Here is a 21,994-nt window from a genome sequence, read left to right as displayed (position 1 = left end):
GACACAGGTTGGATAAAAACACCTCTGACGGCAGGCTGCACAACAAGGGCCTTCCCGGCTGGCGCCGCCTAATTTCCGGTTAGTCATTCCCCTTCCATCGTTGCCGGACAAACCCTGCCCAACCCGTCTGGCAGATACTCGATCTCATGCAGGGCTTTTCTATCGCCCTCTGTTTACCGCTGTGGTTCGTTTCCTGCCTCTTTCATGGCAACGTCCACACCATTTTACCTTCTCCCTTATAGCGAACAGGAAAAACCTCAAAAAAGAAAACAGCCGGAAAACACCGGTCTTCGGGACAACACCCCCAACTCAGGCACAGGCAGCAGAAACCGGAACCGGTATTGCCGAAAGCCAAAAACCGGCCCCCTGACAAGCCCTTTGGCCACACCCTGCAACGCACCCCCCCGTCTTCCCTTTTATCCTTCCCCAACGGTGGCGATTCCATTCGGACATGCCGCTTTTTCACAGAACAGCCTGTCCAAAACCATTGTCTGTTCAGCACACGCAAAAAAGAACCGGATTTTTGAAAAAACATTCGCCAATCCCCGTTTACGGGCACATCCGAGCGATAAAGAATGAAAAAACCGGGATATCATCCCGGTTTTCCTGTACGACTGCCTGAAAGAACACAATCAGGCACTGTCCTTTGCTAGCAACAGCATTTGAACTGTTCCTTGGCCCTTTGCCTCCAGATCTGGAGCAAGGGATCGGTGTAGCCCGATGGCTGGGACAAACCTTTAAAAACCAGATCGCATGCTGCCCTGAACCCCGGAGAATGGCAGAAATCGTCCGTCATTTTCCGGTAAGTGGGATCGTCCGCATTCTGCTGATCCACCACCACGGCCATTCTCTTCAAGGTATCCATTACCTGCGGAACCGTCGTCACTCCATGACGCAGCCAGCTGGCGATATGCTGGCTGGAAATCCGCAGGGTGGCCCGATCTTCCATCAGGGCAATATCGCGGATATCGGGAACTTTCGAACAACCGATTCCCTGATTGACCCAGCGCACAACATAACCGAGAATGCCCTGGGCGTTGTTGTCGAGTTCCTGCTGGATCTCTTCCGCTGTCCAGTCTGGCCGAGCGGTAACCGGAATGGTCAGAAGATCGTCCAGAACGTCCACAAAAGGCTGCTTTTCCATTTCCTCCTGTGTCTTTTCGACATTGACCTGATGATAGTGCAGGGAGTGCAGAACCGCAGCCATCGGGGATGGAACCCAGGCCGTGTTGGCCCCCGCCCTCAAATGGTCGCCTTTTTGGGCAATCATGTCAGCCATCAGATCCGGAGCGGCCCACATGCCCTTGCCGATCTGTGCCACCCCCCGCATGCCGCACTCCAGACCGACCTGAACGTTATTGATTTCATAAGCGCTGATCCAGGGCGTTTTTTTCATATCGCCTTTGCGGATCATGGGACCGGCCTCCATGGAAGTATGGATTTCGTCGCCCGTCCGATCCAGAAAACCGGTATTGATGAATGCCAGACGATGAGGCACTTCGGCAATACAGGCTTTCAGATTGGCGCTTGTACGGCGTTCCTCATCCATGATGCCGAGCTTGACGGTATATTGCGGCAAACCCAGCAAGGCTTCGACCTTGTTAAACAATTCATTCGTGAAAGCCGCTTCTTTTGGACCATGCAGTTTCGGTTTGACGATATAAATCGAACCACGGCGGGAACTGATCTTGCTCTCCAGATCGCGTTTCGCAATCAGTGTCGTGATCACCGCATCCATGATACCTTCGAAAATGTCGTTTTCGTCGCCGTCCAGAATCGCCGGATTCTGCATCAACAGACCGACATTGCGGACAAACATCAGGCTACGCCCCGGCAAAGCGAACTTTTCATCGGAAGAAACGGACTGATACTCGCGATCCTTGTTCATCCGGCGCACGAAAGTCGTTCCGTTTTTGGTGACGTTTTCTTCCAGATCGCCTTTCAGCACACCCAGAAGATTCCGGTAAACGAGAACCTTGTCATCGGCATCGACAGCAGCCACGGCATCTTCGCAATCCAGAATGGTCGTCGTCGCCGCTTCCATAATAATGTCGCGGATCCCGGCGGGGTCGCTTGCGCAAATCGGATCATTCTTGTCGAAAAGCAGATCGAAATGAAGCTGATGCTGCTTGAACAAGAGCGATGCGGGATTATCGGGGTTCCCGTTATACCCCACCAGCCATTCAGGCTGCTTTAACGTCGTTTCTTTTCCATCTTTCAATACGACGGCCAGCCGCCCGTTCTTCAGATAATATCTGACGGCGTCCTGATGTGACCCTTCGGCCAGCGGAATGAATTCATCCAGCCTGCTCCGGCAATAGGCGATGACTTTCTGGCCCCGTACCGCATTGTACGGTCCGCTTTTGCCAGCGCCATTTTCTTCACTGATGGCATCCGAACCATACAACGCGTCGTAAAGGCTGGCCCATCGCGCGTTGACGGCATTCAGGACATACCGCGCATTGGTGAGCGGAACCACCAGCTGCGGCCCTCCCTGTACGCAAACCTCGTCGTCGATATTTTCGGGATCGATTCTGACTTTTTCCGGCACCGGCGTCAGATAACCGATACTGTTCAAAAACTGCTTGTATGCTTTCATATCCCGGATAGGGCCGGGGTTCAGGCGATGCCAGCTGTCCAGTTCTTCCTGAAGGCGTTCACGTTCTGCCAGCAAAGCGCGGTTCTTAGGAGTCATCTCATCGACGATAGCGTCAAAGCCGCGCCAAAAACTGTCGCTGTCCAATCCTGTACCGGGTAACGCTTCCTCTTCAATGAAACGATACAGATTTTCAGCGACCTGAAGACGGTAACATTTTTTACGTTCTGTCATATAACGTTTCTCTTATGTCCTAATCTGTGCGTGTTGACAACTTTTTTACGCCACCCTTTACCATGCAGGTTGGCAGATAAACAATGGCGCGAATGTTTTTCATTCTTGCAAGCGCAATGGCAGGAGCGGACTCTTACCGCTACCTGTCCGGGCAAACACATCATGCGTTGTCAGATACAGTTGCTCAATTTGCCCATTTAACGCGTGTTCCTGTATGAACACGACTTGTGCGCAGAGAGAAGGGTCGCTTCTTTTTCACGGGTATATATGTTAGCAATAAAGTTCAACAATGACACACTATTTTTTATGTAACCGTCCCCTTAATTCACGCAAAAGGACTTTTTGGGGCGTCCATGCATCAAAACCGCGTCACTTGTGTCCTTATCCGTTCGTATTCAGCCCGGGTATTCAGGAATATGCCATAACCATCTCCCCGGCATTCGCAGGAAAAACCGGACAGCCTCCGTACACAGACGGCAACTGTCCAGGAAATTCGCCCTGTCATGCCTGCAAAAAACGTTCTTTCCGGCAAGTCGATCCGGTAAAATCCGGAAAAACAGTCAACCTTCGCCTTTTACCTTCCGGAACAGCCTGAACAGTAAAAAACAGACAGGATGCCGGACATGACCTTCCGCTCAGGCAAGTTCCGGCAAAATGTCCGCCTCATTTCCGATAAAAACAACAAGGGCAACAAAATCCGAAACGGAACAAGCAGATCCGGCAACTTACCCGTTACATGCATCCGTTTGCCTGCCGGACAGTACCTTTCAGACGCTATCGCTCCAGACAGATGATTTTTCCCGCCGGGACAGGACAGATCCAATGATCGGCGCCTATCCTGAAAGATGGACAAAACAGGGCAACAACCTGAAGAAAAACGGTATCGTCCATAAGGACTCTGGTGTTTTCCATGTCGCCTCCTGAACCATTCTCATCCGCACCGAAAGAAAGTGCTTGGGACACCATTCCTGCCCTGTGGCCAGCACTTCACTCTGCAAGCGAAATCCTGTCCCTGAGCTTGTCCGATATCTTCATTAACTGCCCCAATGGTCAGGAAACAACAAGAACCGTAATAAAAACAGGAGAATGGCTACCGGGCCGTTTTTCTGCCCCAGCAGGGCCATAGCGGCCATTGACGATCATGATCATGAAAAACAGCAGCGGCGTTGAAAACGCCAGAATGAGCATCGCCGCCCCTATCTGAAGAAGAAAAAAGACCGTTCGCCCGGCATCCGTCTCCAGAAATACTTTCCCTTTGCCGCTTTTGCAAACGGGCTCTTTCACAAGAATGCCCGCCGGAAAAACAACAGGCGATACTGTTCCGGATCGCCCAAACCTTTTCCGGAAAAAGGACAACGCAATAGCCAGGCCACAAATCCGCAAAAACAGTTCACGATGGCTTTGTTTTTTTCCGCAAAACCGTCAATGGTTCCTCCCGCACAATTGCCCGGTTCACCCGGGGATATCGGATTCAGGAACGCCACAGTGACAGCGGGCCGGGCCATTTCTGAAAGAAACCGGATTTACCCGCCGTTGCCGGATAGCGAAAAGATACGGGAACAGAAAAATCAATTCCATTCGCGAAACAAACGATTCGCCGTTCAGCATGATGCAATCGAAGCATCGGAAAAAACCGCCTGACACGACATAACAGCTGTCGCAAAAAGCCGGGAACCCGTTTTTCCCGCATTGTTGCAGAAAAATGCACGGTAACGATTTGAAACATCGGGAAAGGAACGTGCCGGATAGCGAAACGCTACCACAGTCAATTCTGCTCTTCTTGCCGGACATGCTCAGACGAAAGCGGCACACGGCTATTCCAGGTATAGGCAGACCATGCCGTAGCCCCGCACTGATCGCATGACGGCCCCGACGCTCCCCCGTTCGCCCTCCATCCGTCAGGATTGGCCCTGCCCCCGCAAAAAGGGCACGGCAGCAATTCCGCTTCCTCGACCCGGCCTTTCCAGACGGCGCGGAACACGTCGTAAGAATCGAAAAAGGTCAAATCCACACACTTGCCGATCCGGATACCGAAAATGATCAGAAAATAAAGGGGAGACACAAGAAGCAGCAGAAAACGCCTTAATACGGCAGACTTGAAATGGATAAGAGGTGGCATAATGCGCTCACTTCTGCCTGTGGCAGATAAAACGGACACGATTCCGTTCCTGTTTCGCCAGCACTGCAGTCAAAACCTGTTCTGTAAAATTCGACAAACCATATCAAACATCAATTAATCCAGTTTGCCTTTATGCTTGAGCCATTTTACGGCAATAAAGCCGATAATGGCTGCGACCAGCAGGGAATCCAGCGCCCATTCATGAAAGCCGTCTGCCGAAAAATTGCTATCGAACAATTTATACGACATGACGGCGCCACCCAGCAACAGGGTAACCAGAAAGACATGCAATTTACGCAATTTTTTCATCGATTGTGCCAACAAAAAACCAATTAACCGTTATAAAAGTGACCGAAAACCAAATACTGTAACCATACAGTAGTGTAACAGCTAAACCGGAATCGTTCGACCGCAGGCGAATATATCGAAAGGACAACCCTTCGGGCACATCCTGCCGCGTTCCCGCAATTGTTCAAAGACAACAGAACAGACAGATTTTCATCCGGTTTTGCTTTCCATTCAATGACGTTTCACCTGTGTTACCCCTCCCACTTCCCGGATCATCTGCATGGCCTTGTTCAGGCTTTCCGTCGACACGATTTCCACAGTGAAAGACATTCGGGCCTGCCCTTTGTTGCTTTGGGTATGCACACCGATCACATTGATCTTTTCCCGCATGAAGACATCGGAGATATCCCGCAACAGACCCTGCCGGTCTCCTGCCAGAACGTCTATATCCACCGGATAAACCGTATCGGGTTCCAGTATCCCCCAGGTTGTCTGAATGACCCGCTCCGGGGCTTTTCTTTCCATTTCCAGGAAATTCTTGCAGTCTTTCCGGTGAATGGAAACGCCTTTTCCGCGCGTGACGAACCCGACTATCGGATCGGGAGGAGCCGGTTTGCAGCATTTTGCCATCTGTGTCAACAACCCTTCCGTTCCGACAACGAGAATGCCTGATTTTGCTCCGCTTGCGACACTGGACGACCGGCTCTTTCGAATGATATCGTCATCGCTTCCGGTTTCTTTCACGCTCTCCTGACCGTGAAGCACCATTTCGACATTGCGCAAATTGAGCTTTTCCTTGCCGGCGGCAAAAAACAGCTCTTCCACCTTTGAAAATTCCAGCTTGCGGGCAAGCTCTTCCAGATTGACCGCCGTTTTCCCTTCGCGCTGGAGCAGTTTTTCAATAATGGCCCTGCCACTGGCAACGGTTTCCTGATACTCGATACCGTTAAACCAGGCCCTGATTTTGGCATGTGTTCTGGGATTGACGGCATAACCGGGACTTAACCAGTCACGCGACGGACCGAAATTTCCTGACGCCCCCTTCGCGGTGATAATTTCAACCGTCTGCCCGCTTTTCAAAGGCGTATTCAGCGGAACCATGACGCCATCCACACGGGCGCCACGGCAACGATGGCCGACATCACTGTGAACCTGATAGGCGAAATCAATAGGAGTGGCGCCTTTGGGCAAATCGATAACACGCGCCTGTGGAGTCAGGGCGTAAATCCGGTCATCCAGCGTAGTGGACTTGATTTTTTCCGCCCATTCCTTGTGGGAACCTTCTTCCGTTACGGCATCGTCCACATCCGTTTTCCAGGACAGCAACTGCCGGAGAAACGAAATCTTTTCATCATACTGTTGAGCGACGAAAGACGAACCGCCCGTTTCCTTGTAGCGCCAGTGCGCGGCCACACCGAATTCAGCCAGACGATGCATTTCCTGTGTCCTGATCTGGACTTCGAAAGGCTGGCCGTTTTCCGACACGACAACGGTATGCAGCGACTGATAACCGTTCGGCTTTGGCCGTGAAATGTAATCGTCGAATTCTTTCAGAATCGGCGTCCAGAGCCGGTGAATAATGTCCAGCACGGTAAAGCAGGTTTTGATGTCGGAAACGATCACGCGAAAAGCGCGCAAATCGTACATGCGCGAAAAATCCAGCGATTTTCCCCGCATCTTGTTATAAATACTGTAAATATGCTTGGGACGACCGGTCACGTCCGCCTTGATGCCGGCGGCATCCAGTTCCTTTTTCAGGCGATCCATCGTCTTGCGGATAAATTCTTCGCGCTCAGTCCGTTTTTCTTCCAGATTTTTCGCAATAGTACGGTAGGCCTCCGGATCAATGAAGCGGAAAGCGAGATCTTCCAGTTCCCACTTCACCTGCCAGATGCCCAACCGGTTGGCCAAAGGCGCGTAAATTTCAAGCGTTTCTTTCGCGTAGTGACGGCTGGCGTCGTTGTCTTCCTTTTTTCGGGCCAGATAACGCAAAGCCGCCATCCTTGCCGCCAGCCGGATCATGACGACGCGCATATCGGCCGCCATCGCCAACAACATCTTGCGCAAGGTTTCCGCCTGCGCCTTTCTTATCTGGGCGGCATTTTTTCCATGTCCGATTTCTTCAAGACCGCCAGTCAAATCCCGCAATTTAAAGAGTTTCCGGACGCTGTCCACCAGATTCGACACTTCCGTACCGAAACGGGATTCGATCTGATCGGCCACTTCGGGATGATATTTCGGCAATACGGCCAGCAGGCCTGCAATACGTGTCTGGGCATCGCTGTTTAATTCTGCCAGTATCAAACCAATACTCTTGGAAAATTCAGCAGCAGACTGCCCGCTGTCCAGACTAATGTCCGCGTAGGATTCCCGCGCAAACGCATAGGCATCCATAACGAGTTTCGCGTCTTCTTTGACAAGCCCCGCTGTCAGATTCTCAACCGCTTCGTTAATCAGTACTGAAGAAACCATAATCCATCCATCGTCATTCCACACGTCACATCGCCGTGCAACTGTTCATGCCAGATAAAACGCCATTGTAAAAAGAAAGAGCACTATCAGCCACAACAACAAGGTTCGCCATATCAATCCCAGCGTACTTTGTAAAAACCGGATGGCCGGTTCTTCCCCGGGCGGCAAATCCTGTCCGGCACCAGACACATTCACAGACAGGACACCATGCGAAACATTCTTTTCGTTAGCAACCATTCCAAGCCTGACTCCCATCGCGCCCCCGGCAGATGCCAGCAGAACGCCGACATTCCTGTTTTTCCAGTACCCGGAGAAATTTTTCCATCCATAAATGGCGTTTTCAAAATTTCCCACCATGGCAAACGAAACAGCCGCCAGCCTGACCGGCAACCAGTTTATCCAGTAAAACATTTTTTCGGCAAACATGCCAAAATCGTCACCCTTTTCCTTTTTCTCCTGCCAGTACGTTTGCAAACAGGCGGAGACCCGATAAAAAACGGCGCCGGCTGGACCGAAAGGCAAAACAAACCAGAAAATAACGCCAAACACATCTTTCAAAACCGTTACCAGCGATTTTTCGATAACAAGGTGCGTTATCTCCCCATCCTCCGCTTCCTCCATCCGGCAACCGCACCATTCCGAAAGCAAGTTTCGCGCCTGACTGTTTTCTCCATTTAACAATGCCATTTGAATGGCAGTAAAATAATGATTGTAATGACGAAATCCCATGCACAAATACAGGATCAGGATATTCCACAACAAACCGAAAAACGGATGAATCGAAAGACATATCCAGTAAATTGCGAGCACCGGAAATACAAAGAACGCGACGACTGTTGCCCAGCCCATCCTGGCATGATGGATCAGGCCCGTATCGCACCAGTTTCTGACATGAGTGGCAACTGCGCGCATCGATCTGAAAAAAAGATTGCCGTTTCGCATCGGCCTGAAATGGTCGATCAGCAGCGCGCAAAGAATGGAGAAAAAAATCATGAAAATTCCGGATGAGCCGTCTTATCGATACAATAACCCAGCCGGATAGCATAATCAAACACCGGAAAGCCGGGCGGAAAACGGATCCTTCAACCTGGTTCCCCAATCTGCCAAACACCGTTTCCCTCTTGCCGGAACCGTCCATCGCCGCCCAAAAACCCGTTTCGTGGCAACTACGCTTTCAGGAAATGGTATAAATTCCGCAACATTCCCGCCGTAGCGCCCCAGACAAAACGGTTCTCATACGGTACCGTATAAAAAGTCCTTTTGCCTGCTCCATTGGGAAATTCCGCCGACCTGAGCTGATAATTGGTTCCGTTCATGAAAAAAGGAAAAGGCACTTCAAACACCTCCGCGACTTCATCCGGATTAGTGTGCGTATCGAAAGGCGGCGTGACAATGGAAACCACGGGTGTCACCCGGTATCCGCTTCCTGTCCGGTATTCCGGCAGCGTTCCCAGAATATCGACATGACTGCGATCAATTCCGACTTCTTCTTCCATTTCACGCAAGGCTGTTTCAATGCGGGTACTGTCGGTCAGATCGACGCGGCCGCCGGGAAAACTGATCTGCCCTGGATGATCGTGCATATGCATGGCCCGCTGCGTCAGCATGAGCGACAAACCATCCTGCCGATCGACAAGCGGCACCAGTACGGCCGCCGGTATCCAGCGATCACGATGAACGAAAGCCGGTTCCGCATTGATTTCCGGCGTCCAGACCGGAGGATTGGAAAACCGGTTCCGTATCCATTCCGGATTCAGGCGTTCATCCGGAACAGCTTCTCCGGCGCCTATCGAATCGACAGGCAATTTTTCCGGATCAAAACCCAATTTGGCCATATTTGCTCCTGACAATACAAAAAGGGGGCATCCCTGATGCCCCCTTCGTCATTGAATCAACGCTCAATTATTCGGCGCTCTTGGCGCTCCGGCTGGGCAATTTTTCCTTGATACGTGCAGACTTGCCTGAACGCTCACGCAAGTAATACAGCTTCGCGCGCCGGACATCACCACGACGCTTGACTTCAATGGAAGCGATCAGTGGAGAATAAAGCTGGAAAGTCCGTTCCACCCCTTCACCCGAAGAAATCTTGCGAACGATGAAATTGGAATTCAGGCCACGATTGCGACGGGAAATGACCACGCCTTCATAAGCCTGCGCACGTTTGCGATTGCCTTCAACAACCATCACATTGACGACAACGGTATCGCCCGGTGCGAATTCAGGAATGTTTTTTCCCAAACGTTCGATTTCTTCTTTTTCTAACTGCTCAATCAGATTCATTTCAACTCCTCATGTCATCGTGCCGGCGTACTGGACGAATCCTTTTTTGTCTTTATGACGGGTACCCGGTATAGGATGACGGTTAATAAACGCGAGCGAAAGCTCACTCTCCTACTATACACCAACTGCTACTGCTTAAAAACCTTTTGTCCTCTTCAGACAGTTTCCCTTCCCTTTCCGCTTTCTCCAGCAGATCGGGACGTTTTTTCCGCGTCATCAGCAATGCCTGACGACGGCGCCATCTGGCAATTTCGGCATGATTGCCTGCCATCAGCACATCGGGAACGGCAACTCCCCTGTACTGCGGCGGGCGCGTGAAATGCGGGCAATCCAGAATGCCGGAAACAAAACTGTCTTCCACTGCCGACAATTCATCATTTAACACCCCCGGCAACTGCCGGACAATGGCATCCATCAAAGCCATCGCAGGTATTTCACCGCCGGAGAGGACGAAATCGCCCATACTGATTTCCTCATCCACATGCCGGTCAATCAGCCTCTGGTCAATCGCTTCATACCGCCCGCAAAGGAGAATCAGCCCGGCCGATTCCCCCAGCTCCATGACCTTTTTATGATCCAAAGGCTTGCCCTGGGGCGAAAGATAAATGACCCTGGCATTATCGACACCCGCCCCTTGCAACCTTTCCTTTGCCGCAACAATCGCTTCTTCCAGTGGCTGCGCCATCATGACCATGCCGGGACCACCGCCATAAGGCCGGTCATCAACCGTTCTGTGCCGGTCATGCGTGAAATCGCGCGGATTCCACAAAGTCAGGGAACACCTGTTTTCTTCAAAAGCCCGCCGGGTTATTCCCGATCCGGTCAGGGCGGCAAACATTTCGGGAAAAAGCGTGACCACATCGAACTGCATCACCGATCTTTCCTGAAAAAAGAAATCATAAGAAACGACCTGTGTTTAATAATCCAGTTCCCAGTCAACCGTCATTTTTCTGTTTTCGATATCGATTTTACCGACATGCCGCTCCACAAACGGAATCAAAAGTTCCCGCTTTTTGTCTTCCGGCATACCGGTTTCTATCTGCAAAACGGGATGGGCGCCATTATCCATCAGCCCTTTGACGGTTCCCAGACAGTCGCCCTGCCGGTTGAAAACGGCAAGCCCGATCAGATCAACCCAGTAATACTCGCCCTCATCCGGAGCGGGGAAATGGCGTCGTGATATACGGACAACCGCGCCCCGCAAAGCTTCGGCTGCATCGCGATCCGACACCCCGGCCAGACACGCCACAACATCAGCGCCCTGCCATCTTGCCTGCAAGACTTTCACTTCGCGCGACCCGGATGAATCCAGCCACCACTCCTTGACGGCCAAAAGAGCCTCGGCCCCGGCAGAATATGGCTTTATCCTTACCCAGCCACGAATGCCATAGGCACCACCGACATGGCCGACTTCAACCAGATCGGCGGGAATCTGCGGGTTGCCGGCGGGTTCCAATTCCGTCCAAAAGGAAACGTGATTATTTGGCTGCGGCAACCAGACGCGCTACGGTTGGAGACAGCTTGGCGCCAACGCTCTGCCAGTAAGCCAGGCGATCGGTTGCGATACGGATACCCTGTTCGTTTTCCGCCGCGAACGGATTGTAAGTACCGAGCCGTTCAATAAAACGGCCATCACGGCGATTGCGCGAATCGGCTGCAACGATTTGATAAAAAGGACGCTTTTTGGCGCCGCCACGAGCTAAACGAATAACGACCATAAGTCTTCCAAAAAAAAGTTCGAACGGAAAAATCCTGAGATTATATCCGAATTCGCTTCAAAGCAATAGTTTATTTGCGACAGCACTACTCGATTCCGCCGGAAAAGGGAAAAGACGCTTCTTCTGTCCCGCCTGCCAAAGGAATATTTTTCCAGTTGTCTCTGACGAGAACCAGCTTCTGGTACAGACCGCCGAAATAGGTAGTGTGTGTTGCAATGGAACAGCGATATTCTTCCGGCAGATAATGGGTCAGTTCATGACGCCACATATCGGTTGCAAACGGTTCGAAAAGGAAAAAGACGAGGCGTTGCCAAAACCGAAGAGGATGCCACCATGCCGGCTTGTGAAATTCAACCAGTATGATTTTCCCGCCGGGCTTGACCACCCTTACCGCTTCCGACAGGGCCTGGCGCCGCTTGTCTTCGGGCAATTCATGAGGCAGAAAAAACATCAGCGCCTGATCGTAAGCAGCGTCGGGACAGTCGAGCCGGGTGGCGTCGCACTGTATCAGTCTGACCCTGCCGTCAGGTTGTTTCAGTTTTTTGCGCACATTTTCAAGCTGGACATTCAAAACGTCGATAACATCCAGCCGCGAATCGCCGTTCAATCCGTTTTGCAAACGTGGCGTCAGCTTTCCGTAAGCACACGAAATCTGCAATGTGGTGCCAGACAATCCGTCGGGAAACTCGTCAAGCACCGCATTGACCAGCCGGTCGTAATTGCCCAGCAAAATGAAATTGATGAGAAAACCGTGATCCCAGAAACGCACAGCCAGTGGATGTTCATAGGCCCACCAGTAAATCTTGTGCAAGTAAGCAGGGATTTCGACGGGAACGCCGGGTTCCCTGAACGCGGCAATGCCGCTTGGCGTTGGTTCTGATGTTTTCATTCCCTTGTCTGCCCGCTTTCTCCGGACATGCCTGGCTATATGGATAATAAGCAATATTCCGATTTTATCCTATTTCCGCCAAAGCTTGAAAAACCGTACTTACCTGTGTGAAACGCCGGGCCAGTTCCTTCCCTCGGGAGAAAAGGCGGCCGTTTTCGGTTTTTTTCGGAATCGGCAAATTCATGTTTCGCGACAAAATCGTTCGTCCGTTTTCTTCTAAACTGCCTCTTTTGGGAAAGAATGCCTGCCTTTCCCGCCAAACCGGACTGGCACAGCCGATATCAGGCTATTATTACAGGAGTCGTATCTGCCTTGTATGGCATGAATTGACCGGATTTGCTTCCGGTTGCCCAAACAGAACCCGTACGGGAGAAAACAGATGAGTGAAGCGAACAACATGTCCAGCCAGCGTTTTTTCGCGGTCATTAATGCCGGTTCATCAAGCCTCAAATACTCGCTTTTCGCGGAAACGGAAGACGGCCGTCTCGAACGCCGCACCGATGGCGGAATAGAAGGCATCGGCAGCAGCAAGCCTTACTTCATTGCCTATGACGACGACAAATACAAGATGGACGAGCATCGCTGGGAAACGAATGCATCGCTGGAAACCCTGCTGGAATTCCTGATCGAATGGATCGAAAAATTTCTGGCGCCCAACCGCCTGAGCGCCGTCGGCCACCGCATGCTTCACGGAGGAACCCTGTATGATGAACCGATTATCGTTACACCGTCCATACTTGACAATCTGCGCACGCTCATTCCGCTGGCCCCGCTTCACCAGCCGCGCATTCTCAAGGTAATCGACACACTGGCCGAGCGCTACCCCGGCCTTTGCCAGATCGTCTGTTTCGACACGTCCTTTCACAAAACGAACCCCTACATCTCCAGACTGTACGGTCTTCCGCAATCGCTGACCGACAAGGGATTGCTTCACTACGGATTCCACGGTCTTTCCTTTGAATACGTCAGTATGGAATTGAAGCACATCGACATGCATGCCGCCATGGGCAGAACCATTATCGCCCACCTTGGCAGCGGCGCCAGCATGTGCGCCATGGTCGGCGGGAAAAGCGTGGCCAGCACTATGGGCTTCTCGGCTCTTGACGGGCTGGTCATGGGAACACGGTGCGGTCAGCTCGATCCCGGCGTTATTCTTTATCTTTTGCAATACGAAAACATGGATGCCCGGGAACTGGAGACTCTGCTTTACCAGCAATCCGGGCTTCTCGGCGTATCGGGCATCAGCAACGATGTCCGGGACTTGATGGCGAGCGACGCGCCTTCGGCAAAGACGGCGATCGACCTGTTTGTCTATCGGGTCGTTCGCGAAACGGGTTCGCTTGCCGCGGCCTGCGGCGGTCTTGATGCATTCGTTTTCACGGCAGGTATCGGTGAACGTTCGCCAGAAATCCGGGCAGCCATTTGCGAGCAACTCGACTGGCTCGGTCTTGAACTGGACGAACGCGCCAATCAGCTGGGCGAACTGAAAATCAGCCGGGACACCAGTCCTGTCTCGATCTGGATTCTGCCGACTTACGAAGAACTGATGATTGCCCGGCACGGCGCCCGTCTGTCAGCCCAATGCGAAATGCAGAAAAAATGAACGGTAAAACAGGCACGTTTAACTAGCCTGCCGCCAGTTCTTCAAGTGGCCAGCGCGGTCTGACTGTAAAACCATAATCCGGATGGGCCGCATCCGGATTATGCTTCAGCCGCATGGCGCCGGCAAACGCGATCATCGCGCCGTTATCCGTACAGAATTCCAGCTCGGGATAAAACACGCTGAAACGCTTTTTGACCGCCATATTGTCCAGCGTCTCTCTCAACTGGCGATTCGCCCCGACTCCTCCGGCTACCACCAGTTGCCTCAATTTTGTCTGGCGAAGCGCCGCAGCGCATTTCGTGGCCAGCACGTCGACCAGGGCGTCCACAAAAGCGCGGGCGATATCGGCCTTCGCCTGTTCGTCTGATGCGCCCCCTTCTCTCTTTAGCGTCGTCAGAACAGCCGTTTTCAATCCTGAAAAACTGAAATTCAAGTCTCCCGAATGCAGCATCGGCCGTGGCAACTGAAAAATTCCGGGCCGTCCTTTCTCAGCCAGTTTCGAGATTTCCGGGCCGCCCGGATAAGCAAGACCAAGCAGTTTGGCCGATTTGTCGAACGCTTCGCCTGCGGCATCGTCCAGCGTTTCACCCAGCAATTCATAACACCCGACACCGGCAACCTTCATCAGCTGGGTATGTCCGCCGGAAACCAGCAAGGCGACAAAAGGAAAAACAGGAGGATTTTTCGCCAGCAGCGGCGAAAGAAGATGGCCTTCAAGATGGTGGACGCCGATGAGCGGTTTTCCCAATGCCAGCCCGAGACCGGACGCGACCGAACTGCCTACCAAGAGTGCGCCTGCCAGTCCCGGCCCCTGTGTATAGGCGATGGCGTCGATGTCGGCCGGAACAAGCGACGCCTTTTCAAACGCCTGTTCAAGAAGCGGGACAATACGACGGATATGGTCGCGTGACGCCAGTTCCGGAACGACGCCGCCATACTCGGCATGCAAGGCGACTTGTGAATAAAGCGCATGCGAAAGAAGGCCTTTTTCCGTATCGTATATCGCGATTCCCGTTTCATCGCAGGACGATTCAATGCCCAATACAATCATGAGATAAGAAATGTTCAAAAATGAGGACGATATTCTATCAAGTTCTTGACACTTTCATCTATCGATCTCTATAATGCAGGTCTTTCGGGTCGTTAGCTCAGTTGGTAGAGCAGCGGACTTTTAATCCGTTGGTCGGGCGTTCGAGCCGCCCACGGCCTACCAGAATCATGAAAATCCACTGATTTTTCAGTGGATTTTTTTTGCCTTCATTGTGCCAGCGCACAAGACGTTTTCTTTTTCCCCTTCCTCTGATACGCGGCAAAATGCTATCTTGCAGGCGTATGACGGTATTTTCCCAAACACCCGGTGCAGTCTTTTCAAACAGCACAGGCTGAAGCCGACCCGCTTCCTGTCTGTACAAAAGACTGCCGCGGCCCATCCGAAGCAGGTTGAAATAGCGCCTGATGGGATAAACTGGCCCACTATCCCCCGTTTCCGCCGGATACGGCGCCATTCGTGCGCATGCGGCCGATTCCTCGAAAAAATCCGTCGAAAGCTTTGGCGCCCGCGGCAAACTGGCCGGAAAAGCGGACGATCCCGTTTCCTTGCTGAACGAAGCCTTCCGTTACGAAGGCACTACTCTGATCGCCTGTCCTGTCGATTGTTCAGTCAATCTTCCGTTATCCGCACCCCTTGAAACCGCCAAATCAGCCTGATCCCTCAAGGAGGCGGGCTTCCTGTATCGGGTCACCAGGTATTTTCGCAAGGGAAACGCTATTGCATCAGGGACGGAGATATTTTTTCTCAAAGGCCATTATCTCGAACTCCGTTGCAGAAACCGGTGGTGAATAATAATACCCCTGTGCCAGCGAACAACCCGCTCCAAGAAGAAACTCCGTCTGCTCCCGGTTTTCAACGCCTTCGGCAATCACGTCGATATTCAGCGCTTTCGCCAGCGATATGGTATGTGCCACTACCGTTTTCCCCCGCGAAGTCACAATGACTTCATTAAAAAAACCGCGATCGAGCTTGATCGTTTCGACCGGAAGGCTTTTCAGCATATTCAGCGACGAATACCCTGCGCCGAAGTCATCCAGTGAAAAACGGAACCCCTCTTTCTGAAGATTTTGGACAGTTCTTACAAGCAAATCGGCATTTTCAAAGAAAATGCTTTCCGTCAGCTCCAGTTCCAGCCATTTCGGAGACAAGTTGTATTTGCCGATCAGGCTGGCCAGTTTGGCCGACAGCCCCTCGTCGTGAATATGCATGCGCGAAACATTGACGGAGATTGGTACCGGCTCACGCCCCTGATCAATCCATTTGCGCAGGCAAACACATGCCTGTTCCCAAACAAACTCGTCCAGTTGAATGATGAATCCGTTTCTCTCGAACAATGGAATGAATTGATCCGGCGGAATCGTGCCTTCAGACGGGTGCTGCCAACGCACCAGCCCTTCGGCTCCCACAATGCGTGAAGTGGCGATATCAACTTTCGGCTGGAAATAAAGCACAAATTCCCTGTTCTCCAGTGCGGCATCCATTTCGTTTTCGATTTTCTTTTCCGAGAGAATCTGATCCCTTAACGTTTCATCGTAAAAAGCGTAAAAAGGATAAAAACTCCCCTTGACCGTTTTCAGCGCCAGATTCGCCCAGTCACACAGGACATTGATCGGCGTCCGGACATTATCGACCCGGCAGATGCCAAAGGAGGGAATGACCTTGCTGGCCAGAGGATACTCGGCCAGTGCCGCAGCGATTTCCTGCACGAATTCAATAACCTGTTCCCTGCTGCAATCGACACAGGCACAAAATATATCGCCGCTGATCCTGCCATAAACCGCCCGTTCTTTCAGTTTTTCCGACAACATGGCTGCAATTGTTTTCAAAAGGCAGTCCCCTTCTTCAAGGCCGTAAAGATCGTTAATGACCTTGAAACGGTCGATATCGAGCCGGACAATATAAAATTGCTGCCCGGGCGCCGACTCCATCATCTGCGATGCCCGGTCGTAAAACGTCTGCATATTGTAAATGCCGGTCAGCACATCGAATTCAGCACGGTACTTCAGCGCCTTAACGGAACGGGTTTCATTATCGATATCGTTGATTGTGCCGATGTAACGTCTTGGCTTGCCTTCCCGATCATACAGGCACGAAAGCGTGATGCGATGCCATGCGTAATGGCCGTCCCGTTTTTTAAAACGCGCCACCATTTCCACATGACTGCGCTCATGAATGGCGGCTTTAAGTTCATCCAGCATGGACAAGTCGTCTGCGTGAATGACTCCATCGTCTCGCCAGATGTGCAACAGATCCCGTTCATCGTAACGTCCGGCAAACCGGAGAGGTATTTCGGGAGAAAGATAACGTGAACCCGTTTCCATGATCCATTCGAAAACCAGCGTATCTGTCTGTTCAATAATGGTTTTGTAACGCTCGTCGGCAGTACGCTGTTTTTCAAGAAACTCTTTTTGCAATGCAACTTCCTCTGCCCGTTTCTTGTCGTCGATATCCATAATGAAAACGAGATACATCTCGTCGCCGCTTTCATCGGCCGGAAGAGGGAAAACGGTCAATGAGGCCCAGTGATACGTACCGTCAAGCCACAATTTTCTGAATTCGGCGATACGGTATTCCTGCCCGTCCCGGAAACTTTTCCGCACAAGGTCAAGATCGAAAAACGCCAGAAAACGCGGCGCGTCTTCAGGATGAATCATGTTTTCGGAGACTTCCACAATACAGTCACTCAACCTGCCAGCACTCGCGGGCGTCTTGTACTTGTTGTCGACGTGATAAACGATCCGGTAGGAATCCGTTGTCACATTGACCTCGTAAAGTTCATTATATATCTGACGAAGCGCCTGATCGTATTGTTCCGCAATCCGTCGCTGCTTTTCCAGCTTTTTCTTTTCAGAAATATCGCGTATGAAACACAACCCCTTCTGCGGCCTCTTTTCATAGCTTCCGAAAAGAGGGACAATGATGGCCGAAACAAAATGCCATTGTTTGTCGCTTCCGAGACGCCGGTATTCCCCATGTATTTCGGTTTCTCCCCTTGCGAAGCGTTCCGACAGGTTTTTGTCCATGATCTGCGCGGTGAAATAGAGTCTGTCTTCAGGATGAATGCATCTTTCGGCAAAATCCTCCAGTTTTTCATTCTCGCCAGGAGGCACCAACACATCACTGTTCTGATAAATCAGCCGGGTGAGGTTGCGCTCCAGATCGGTTTCGTAAATTTCGCTATAAGTATTTCTGATGGCCATGTTGAACCGTTGGGATTCAATATGGCGCTCTTCTTCAATCCGCTTTTGCACAGTAACGTCTCTGGCCAGAATAAAGGCGGAGACGGTATTGTCTTCACAGAGAAAAAACACTCTGCTGGAAATCCAGATATATTCGCCATTCGAAAGAATCCGGTACAGGCAGAAATTGGTTTTTTCTTCATTACCGTAAGCCTCGCAAAGGGCCTGCATATTGCGACAGGCATTCACCTTTTCCCGATCGTCCGGATGGACCAGCTCAAGAAAATGGCTGAAATCACGCGGGTACTGTCCATGCGTAAAAGAATCCGTTTTCCCGGCCTGAAAAAACGTTCTTGAATACGTTTCCGTTTCAAGACTGATTTCGGTAAATATATCGACAGTCTGGCGGAATACGGCGTTATATCGCCTCTCGAGTCCACGCACCGTCTGTTCCATTGTCTTCAAACGGGTCACGTCTCTCAGGAAAAGGACGGCCTTCCCGTTTTTGTCCTGTACCGGACGAACGGTAGCGACCACCCACCGGTATTCCCCCTCTATCGTCTGTCTTTTCCGGTATTCCAGTTCTGGCACATCGAAAAGAGCTGTTTTCTTTCGTAAATTCTCCAGACTGTAAAACTCCCGAACCGCCTGCATATCATCGGGATGCACCCTGTCAGCTGCCCGCTTGCGCACAAATTCGGTGAAACTCATGGATCCTGACGGAATGGGAATCTGATCCTTGTTATAGTACAAGGGAGAAATCCGGTCACTTTCCAGATCGATATGGTAGATTTCCGCATAATTGCTTTGAAGAGCGGCAATGAAACTGTTTTCATCCTGTTTTCTCCGCCATTCTTCCTGCTTCTTTTCAGTAATGTCCCGGATGTGGAAGAGAATGTGAAGCGAACCGTCATTCAGCTGGTAAGGAAAAGCCGTCCGCTCTTTCCAGACAGGAGTTTCATCCGTGTTATTCAACAGTTCATATTCCATGGCGATGCTGGGCATGCCTTTTGAAAAAGCCTCCAGCATATTTTGCAGGCTGAACTTTTTCAGAAGCGGCTCCCGGAATTCTTCCTTGACGTACGATCTGGAGACGAACTCGAAAAAGGAGGGATAATCGCACGATTCCGGCAAATCGTAACTGCGCCTGTTTTCGGCAAATGCCAGTATTTCGCACTGTCCTGTTTGAGTATCAATGTCGGCAATGTGGTCGCAAGTATTGCAGAGCGCGGCGATGTAGGTCGCCCGTTTCTGTTGCTGTTTACGCTCCTCGACAGTTGGCAGATGTTCGGAAAACAGGGCGATATACACCCATTCCCGGTTTTCCCAGAGAGCCCGGGAAACGGAAACATTCATGGACTTGCCAAATGGCGTATCGTGCAATACCGAACTGAAACAGCCTTTCTCGCGAACGATGGCTTCCGGACAGGTTTCACAGGGGGTCTCCCGGTTTTTCAAGGCGACATAACATCTCATCCCCGCCCTGATCTGAGGATACTCCTTTGCCGCTCCCTCATTGAGGTACAGAAGATTCCTGTTCTCATCAATGACATAAATGTAGGCACCATTCAGGCCATCCAGAATGCTTCTTGTCGTGTTGTAACTGTGGCGCAGAAGGCTGACAGACTGATGCTGCCGGATACTTTCTCCGATCAGTTTGGACATCAGGATCAGGGCGTCAATTTCCTGCCGGGTCCATATCCGCTTCCGGCTGCGTTCTTCAAAACCGATGTACCCCACCGTTTGCCCGTCCTGAACAATATCGCACTGAAGATAGGAAAAAACCGGTGCCCCCTTGAGAAAGGATTTTTCCGCTTCCCGCAACTGGCTCATGTCGCTGCAATAATAAATACCGTTGGCATCGCAAGACTTCGGCATGTTCAGTGCTTCAACATCGCAATCCCTGTACCGTTCCCCGCTGCGCCATTCCGGTCGCAAGGCCCATTCATGGGTCATGCTGATTTTCTTCAGATCAAGCGACTTCTCGAAGATGGAAATGCGGCCCACCTGCAAGGCGTTCCCGATAAACTCCATTACCTTGTCTATCCCTTTGCGCAGATCGGGCACGCTAAAAAGGATATCGATAATATCGACCAGTATCCTGTCGCGCGCCGAATTGACCTTGAGGGGAGAAACGACATTGTACGGTCTGGAAACCTCCTGCAATAATTCCTGTCCATAAAAAACGAAACGGTTTTTTCCGCTGGCCTTGGCGCGGTACAGCGCAATATCTGCCTGCCTGTAAATTTCGTTATAGGTTTTATTCTCCCCGGTGATCGCGATCCCGATACTGATTGTAACGACACGTCCGTCATTCTCGCCAGAGAAAAGGTTCTGGACTGCCAGACAGAGCCCCCGCGCTTTTTCGTCAACAAATGCCGCGTCCTTGACATCCCGCATGAAAACGTGAAATTCATCCCCGCCGACTCTTCCGATGATATCGTGTTCACGGAAAGTCCGACGCAACTGCTGCACAATTTGCAAGATGACTTCATCACCGGCAAGATGCCCCCAGGTATCGTTGACGTTCTTGAAAGAATCGATGTCGATCATCAGCAAGACACCCATGTTATCCGGAGTCGCCGCCGCCATTGCCGAACGGATCATCTCTTCCGCTGCGATTTTGTTCAGCAAGCCTGTCATGGGGTCCAGACGCGATTTGTCCAGCAGACGCAAGCGTTCTTTCTTCTGGCTGTCGATATCCCGTATGAGACCGACTGCCTTGACCGGTTTGCCATTCTCGTCTTCCAGCCTTGTACAGAAAAAAGAAAACCATCTGTACTCACCGTTTTTCGTGTTGATCCTTGCGTCGGCCGGTTCTTCCGACGAAGGCCGCATTTCGCAAAACTGTTCACGGAACGTTTCCGTCAGGTTATCGATCCAATCATTATCGAGCAAACGTTTCCGGAAAAACCGCATGGCAGGATCGGAACCGAAAACCGACCGGTATTTGTCCGCAAAAACAATCGTGTCCGAAAGATAGTCATATTCGAAAGTGATATCTTCCGAAAGGCTGGAAATGATGTCCTGTTTCCTTTTTTCGAAATCGACAGTCCGTCTCAATTTGTGGATAGCGGAATCATCCGAAAAAACGAGATGATAAACAGGCCAAGTTTTTTCACAGGCGCATCCTTCAATGCGAATTCCGGTCACCCGGAAAACAGGGGCGTCTGTGGCCGTTTTTTCAAACGCCACCTCTTTACACGTAAACCAGGGCAAATTCAGGGAAAAGGCTTCCCGAAGCGCTTTTCCCGCCTCCGGCTTCAACAAATCCGACAGGCTGTGCCCGGTCTGCCCTTTTTCGGCCGCTATGCCGGCAAGCGCGCAAAACGACTCATTGGCATTAAGCAATGTCATTTCCCGATCTGAAACGACGGTTGCAATACCGTCTGCCGAATTCGACACGAATCGTTTTTCAAATAACCGATCCATTTGCAAGCCTTAAAGATAAGCACGGTTTCACTGACGTTTTTACGACCGGGCACTCCAATTATTTTCCGGTTTCAAACGTATTTAAGCATAATTGGCATCCAATATTTCCATTAATCAACATCCGGAAAGCATT

Annotated in this window: 15 protein-coding genes and 1 tRNA gene; 2 read left to right on the top strand and 14 right to left on the bottom strand. The window is 51.3% G+C overall.

Going from position 1 to position 21,994, the window contains the following annotated elements; translation table 11 throughout:
- Window positions 1–649 precede the first annotated feature (649 nt).
- The 12 genes from OFAG_RS03665 to rquA all read right to left on the bottom strand — a co-directional run bounded on the left by OFAG_RS03665 (window position 650) and on the right by rquA (window position 12,596).
- The gene (locus OFAG_RS03665; protein ID WP_005877857.1) at window positions 650–2,830 is read right to left on the bottom strand and encodes a malate synthase G; all 2,181 of its coding nucleotides are present in this window, start codon (window positions 2,828–2,830) and stop codon (window positions 650–652) included.
- A 1,050-nt stretch (window positions 2,831–3,880) separates the two neighbouring features.
- Complete coding sequence (locus tag OFAG_RS03650) at window positions 3,881–4,114, bottom strand: hypothetical protein (RefSeq protein ID WP_020994808.1); 234 nt, start codon at window positions 4,112–4,114, stop codon at window positions 3,881–3,883.
- 481 nt (window positions 4,115–4,595) lie between these two features.
- Window positions 4,596–4,988 (bottom strand): hypothetical protein, encoded by a 393-nt coding sequence (locus OFAG_RS03640; RefSeq protein WP_155979178.1) that lies wholly within the window; start codon window positions 4,986–4,988, stop codon window positions 4,596–4,598.
- Between the two features lie 75 nt (window positions 4,989–5,063).
- Window positions 5,064–5,258, bottom strand: coding sequence for a hypothetical protein (locus OFAG_RS03635; RefSeq protein WP_005877859.1), 195 nt, complete (start codon window positions 5,256–5,258; stop codon window positions 5,064–5,066).
- A gap of 210 nt (window positions 5,259–5,468) precedes the next feature.
- Window positions 5,469–7,709, bottom strand: a complete 2,241-nt coding sequence (locus OFAG_RS03630; RefSeq protein ID WP_020994806.1) for a RelA/SpoT family protein — start codon at window positions 7,707–7,709, stop codon at window positions 5,469–5,471.
- Window positions 7,710–7,754: 45 nt separating this feature from the next.
- Window positions 7,755–8,702 carry a CobD/CbiB family protein gene (locus tag OFAG_RS03625; protein WP_005877862.1) on the bottom strand — a complete coding sequence of 316 codons (948 nt, stop codon included), beginning with the start codon at window positions 8,700–8,702 and terminating at the stop codon, window positions 7,755–7,757.
- Window positions 8,703–8,875: 173 nt separating this feature from the next.
- Window positions 8,876–9,544 (bottom strand): CoA pyrophosphatase, encoded by a 669-nt coding sequence (locus OFAG_RS03620; RefSeq protein ID WP_005877864.1) that lies wholly within the window; start codon window positions 9,542–9,544, stop codon window positions 8,876–8,878.
- A 67-nt stretch (window positions 9,545–9,611) separates the two neighbouring features.
- Window positions 9,612–9,989 (bottom strand): 50S ribosomal protein L19, encoded by a 378-nt coding sequence (gene rplS, locus OFAG_RS03615; RefSeq protein WP_005877866.1) that lies wholly within the window; start codon window positions 9,987–9,989, stop codon window positions 9,612–9,614.
- Between the two features lie 103 nt (window positions 9,990–10,092).
- On the bottom strand, window positions 10,093–10,860 hold the full coding sequence (gene trmD / locus OFAG_RS03610; RefSeq protein ID WP_005877872.1) for a tRNA (guanosine(37)-N1)-methyltransferase TrmD: 768 nt from the start codon (window positions 10,858–10,860) through the stop codon (window positions 10,093–10,095).
- Window positions 10,861–10,905: 45 nt separating this feature from the next.
- Window positions 10,906–11,445: a ribosome maturation factor RimM gene (gene rimM, locus OFAG_RS03605; protein ID WP_005877874.1), complete on the bottom strand. Its 540-nt coding sequence runs from the start codon at window positions 11,443–11,445 to the stop codon at window positions 10,906–10,908.
- Between the two features lie 22 nt (window positions 11,446–11,467).
- Window positions 11,468–11,707: a 30S ribosomal protein S16 gene (rpsP, locus tag OFAG_RS03600; RefSeq protein WP_005877876.1), complete on the bottom strand. Its 240-nt coding sequence runs from the start codon at window positions 11,705–11,707 to the stop codon at window positions 11,468–11,470.
- A gap of 85 nt (window positions 11,708–11,792) precedes the next feature.
- A complete protein-coding gene (gene rquA, locus OFAG_RS03595; protein ID WP_005877878.1) occupies window positions 11,793–12,596 on the bottom strand; it encodes a rhodoquinone biosynthesis methyltransferase RquA in 804 nt (267 codons plus the stop codon).
- Between the two features lie 379 nt (window positions 12,597–12,975).
- On the opposite strand from rquA, the gene OFAG_RS03585 reads away from it, so the two are divergent.
- The gene (locus OFAG_RS03585; RefSeq protein WP_005877880.1) at window positions 12,976–14,199 is read left to right on the top strand and encodes an acetate/propionate family kinase; all 1,224 of its coding nucleotides are present in this window, start codon (window positions 12,976–12,978) and stop codon (window positions 14,197–14,199) included.
- Between the two features lie 22 nt (window positions 14,200–14,221).
- On the opposite strand, the gene tsaD is transcribed toward OFAG_RS03585, so the two are convergent.
- On the bottom strand, window positions 14,222–15,250 hold the full coding sequence (gene tsaD / locus OFAG_RS03580; RefSeq protein ID WP_020994805.1) for a tRNA (adenosine(37)-N6)-threonylcarbamoyltransferase complex transferase subunit TsaD: 1,029 nt from the start codon (window positions 15,248–15,250) through the stop codon (window positions 14,222–14,224).
- An 86-nt stretch (window positions 15,251–15,336) separates the two neighbouring features.
- Here tsaD and OFAG_RS03575 point away from each other — a divergent pair.
- Window positions 15,337–15,412 (top strand) — tRNA-Lys (locus OFAG_RS03575).
- A 560-nt stretch (window positions 15,413–15,972) separates the two neighbouring features.
- Here OFAG_RS03575 and OFAG_RS12725 read toward each other — a convergent pair.
- A complete protein-coding gene (locus OFAG_RS12725; protein WP_020994804.1) occupies window positions 15,973–21,861 on the bottom strand; it encodes an EAL domain-containing protein in 5,889 nt (1,962 codons plus the stop codon).
- Window positions 21,862–21,994: the final 133 nt, after the last annotated feature.

It is taken from the genome of Oxalobacter paraformigenes (assembly GCF_000158475.2).
GTDB lineage: Bacteria > Pseudomonadota > Gammaproteobacteria > Burkholderiales > Burkholderiaceae_D > Oxalobacter > Oxalobacter paraformigenes.
This window is presented reverse-complemented; position numbering and strand designations above follow the sequence as displayed.

Bases quoted from the DNA above. Each gene is read 5' to 3' on its own strand.
- OFAG_RS03620 (WP_005877864.1), bottom strand. From the start codon at position 9,544: ATGGCCAAATTGGGTTTTGATCCGGAAAAATTGCCTGTCGATTCGATA.
- trmD (WP_005877872.1), bottom strand. From the start codon at position 10,860: ATGCAGTTCGATGTGGTCACGCTTTTTCCCGAAATGTTTGCCGCCCTG.
- OFAG_RS03585 (WP_005877880.1), top strand. From the start codon at position 12,976: ATGAGTGAAGCGAACAACATGTCCAGCCAGCGTTTTTTCGCGGTCATT.
- OFAG_RS03635 (WP_005877859.1), bottom strand. From the start codon at position 5,258: ATGAAAAAATTGCGTAAATTGCATGTCTTTCTGGTTACCCTGTTGCTG.
- OFAG_RS03665 (WP_005877857.1), bottom strand. From the start codon at position 2,830: ATGACAGAACGTAAAAAATGTTACCGTCTTCAGGTCGCTGAAAATCTG.
- rquA (WP_005877878.1), bottom strand. From the start codon at position 12,596: ATGAAAACATCAGAACCAACGCCAAGCGGCATTGCCGCGTTCAGGGAA.
- rpsP (WP_005877876.1), bottom strand. From the start codon at position 11,707: ATGGTCGTTATTCGTTTAGCTCGTGGCGGCGCCAAAAAGCGTCCTTTT.
- OFAG_RS03625 (WP_005877862.1), bottom strand. From the start codon at position 8,702: ATGATTTTTTTCTCCATTCTTTGCGCGCTGCTGATCGACCATTTCAGG.
- OFAG_RS03630 (WP_020994806.1), bottom strand. From the start codon at position 7,709: ATGGTTTCTTCAGTACTGATTAACGAAGCGGTTGAGAATCTGACAGCG.
- rplS (WP_005877866.1), bottom strand. From the start codon at position 9,989: ATGAATCTGATTGAGCAGTTAGAAAAAGAAGAAATCGAACGTTTGGGA.
- tsaD (WP_020994805.1), bottom strand. From the start codon at position 15,250: ATGATTGTATTGGGCATTGAATCGTCCTGCGATGAAACGGGAATCGCG.
- OFAG_RS12725 (WP_020994804.1), bottom strand. From the start codon at position 21,861: ATGGATCGGTTATTTGAAAAACGATTCGTGTCGAATTCGGCAGACGGT.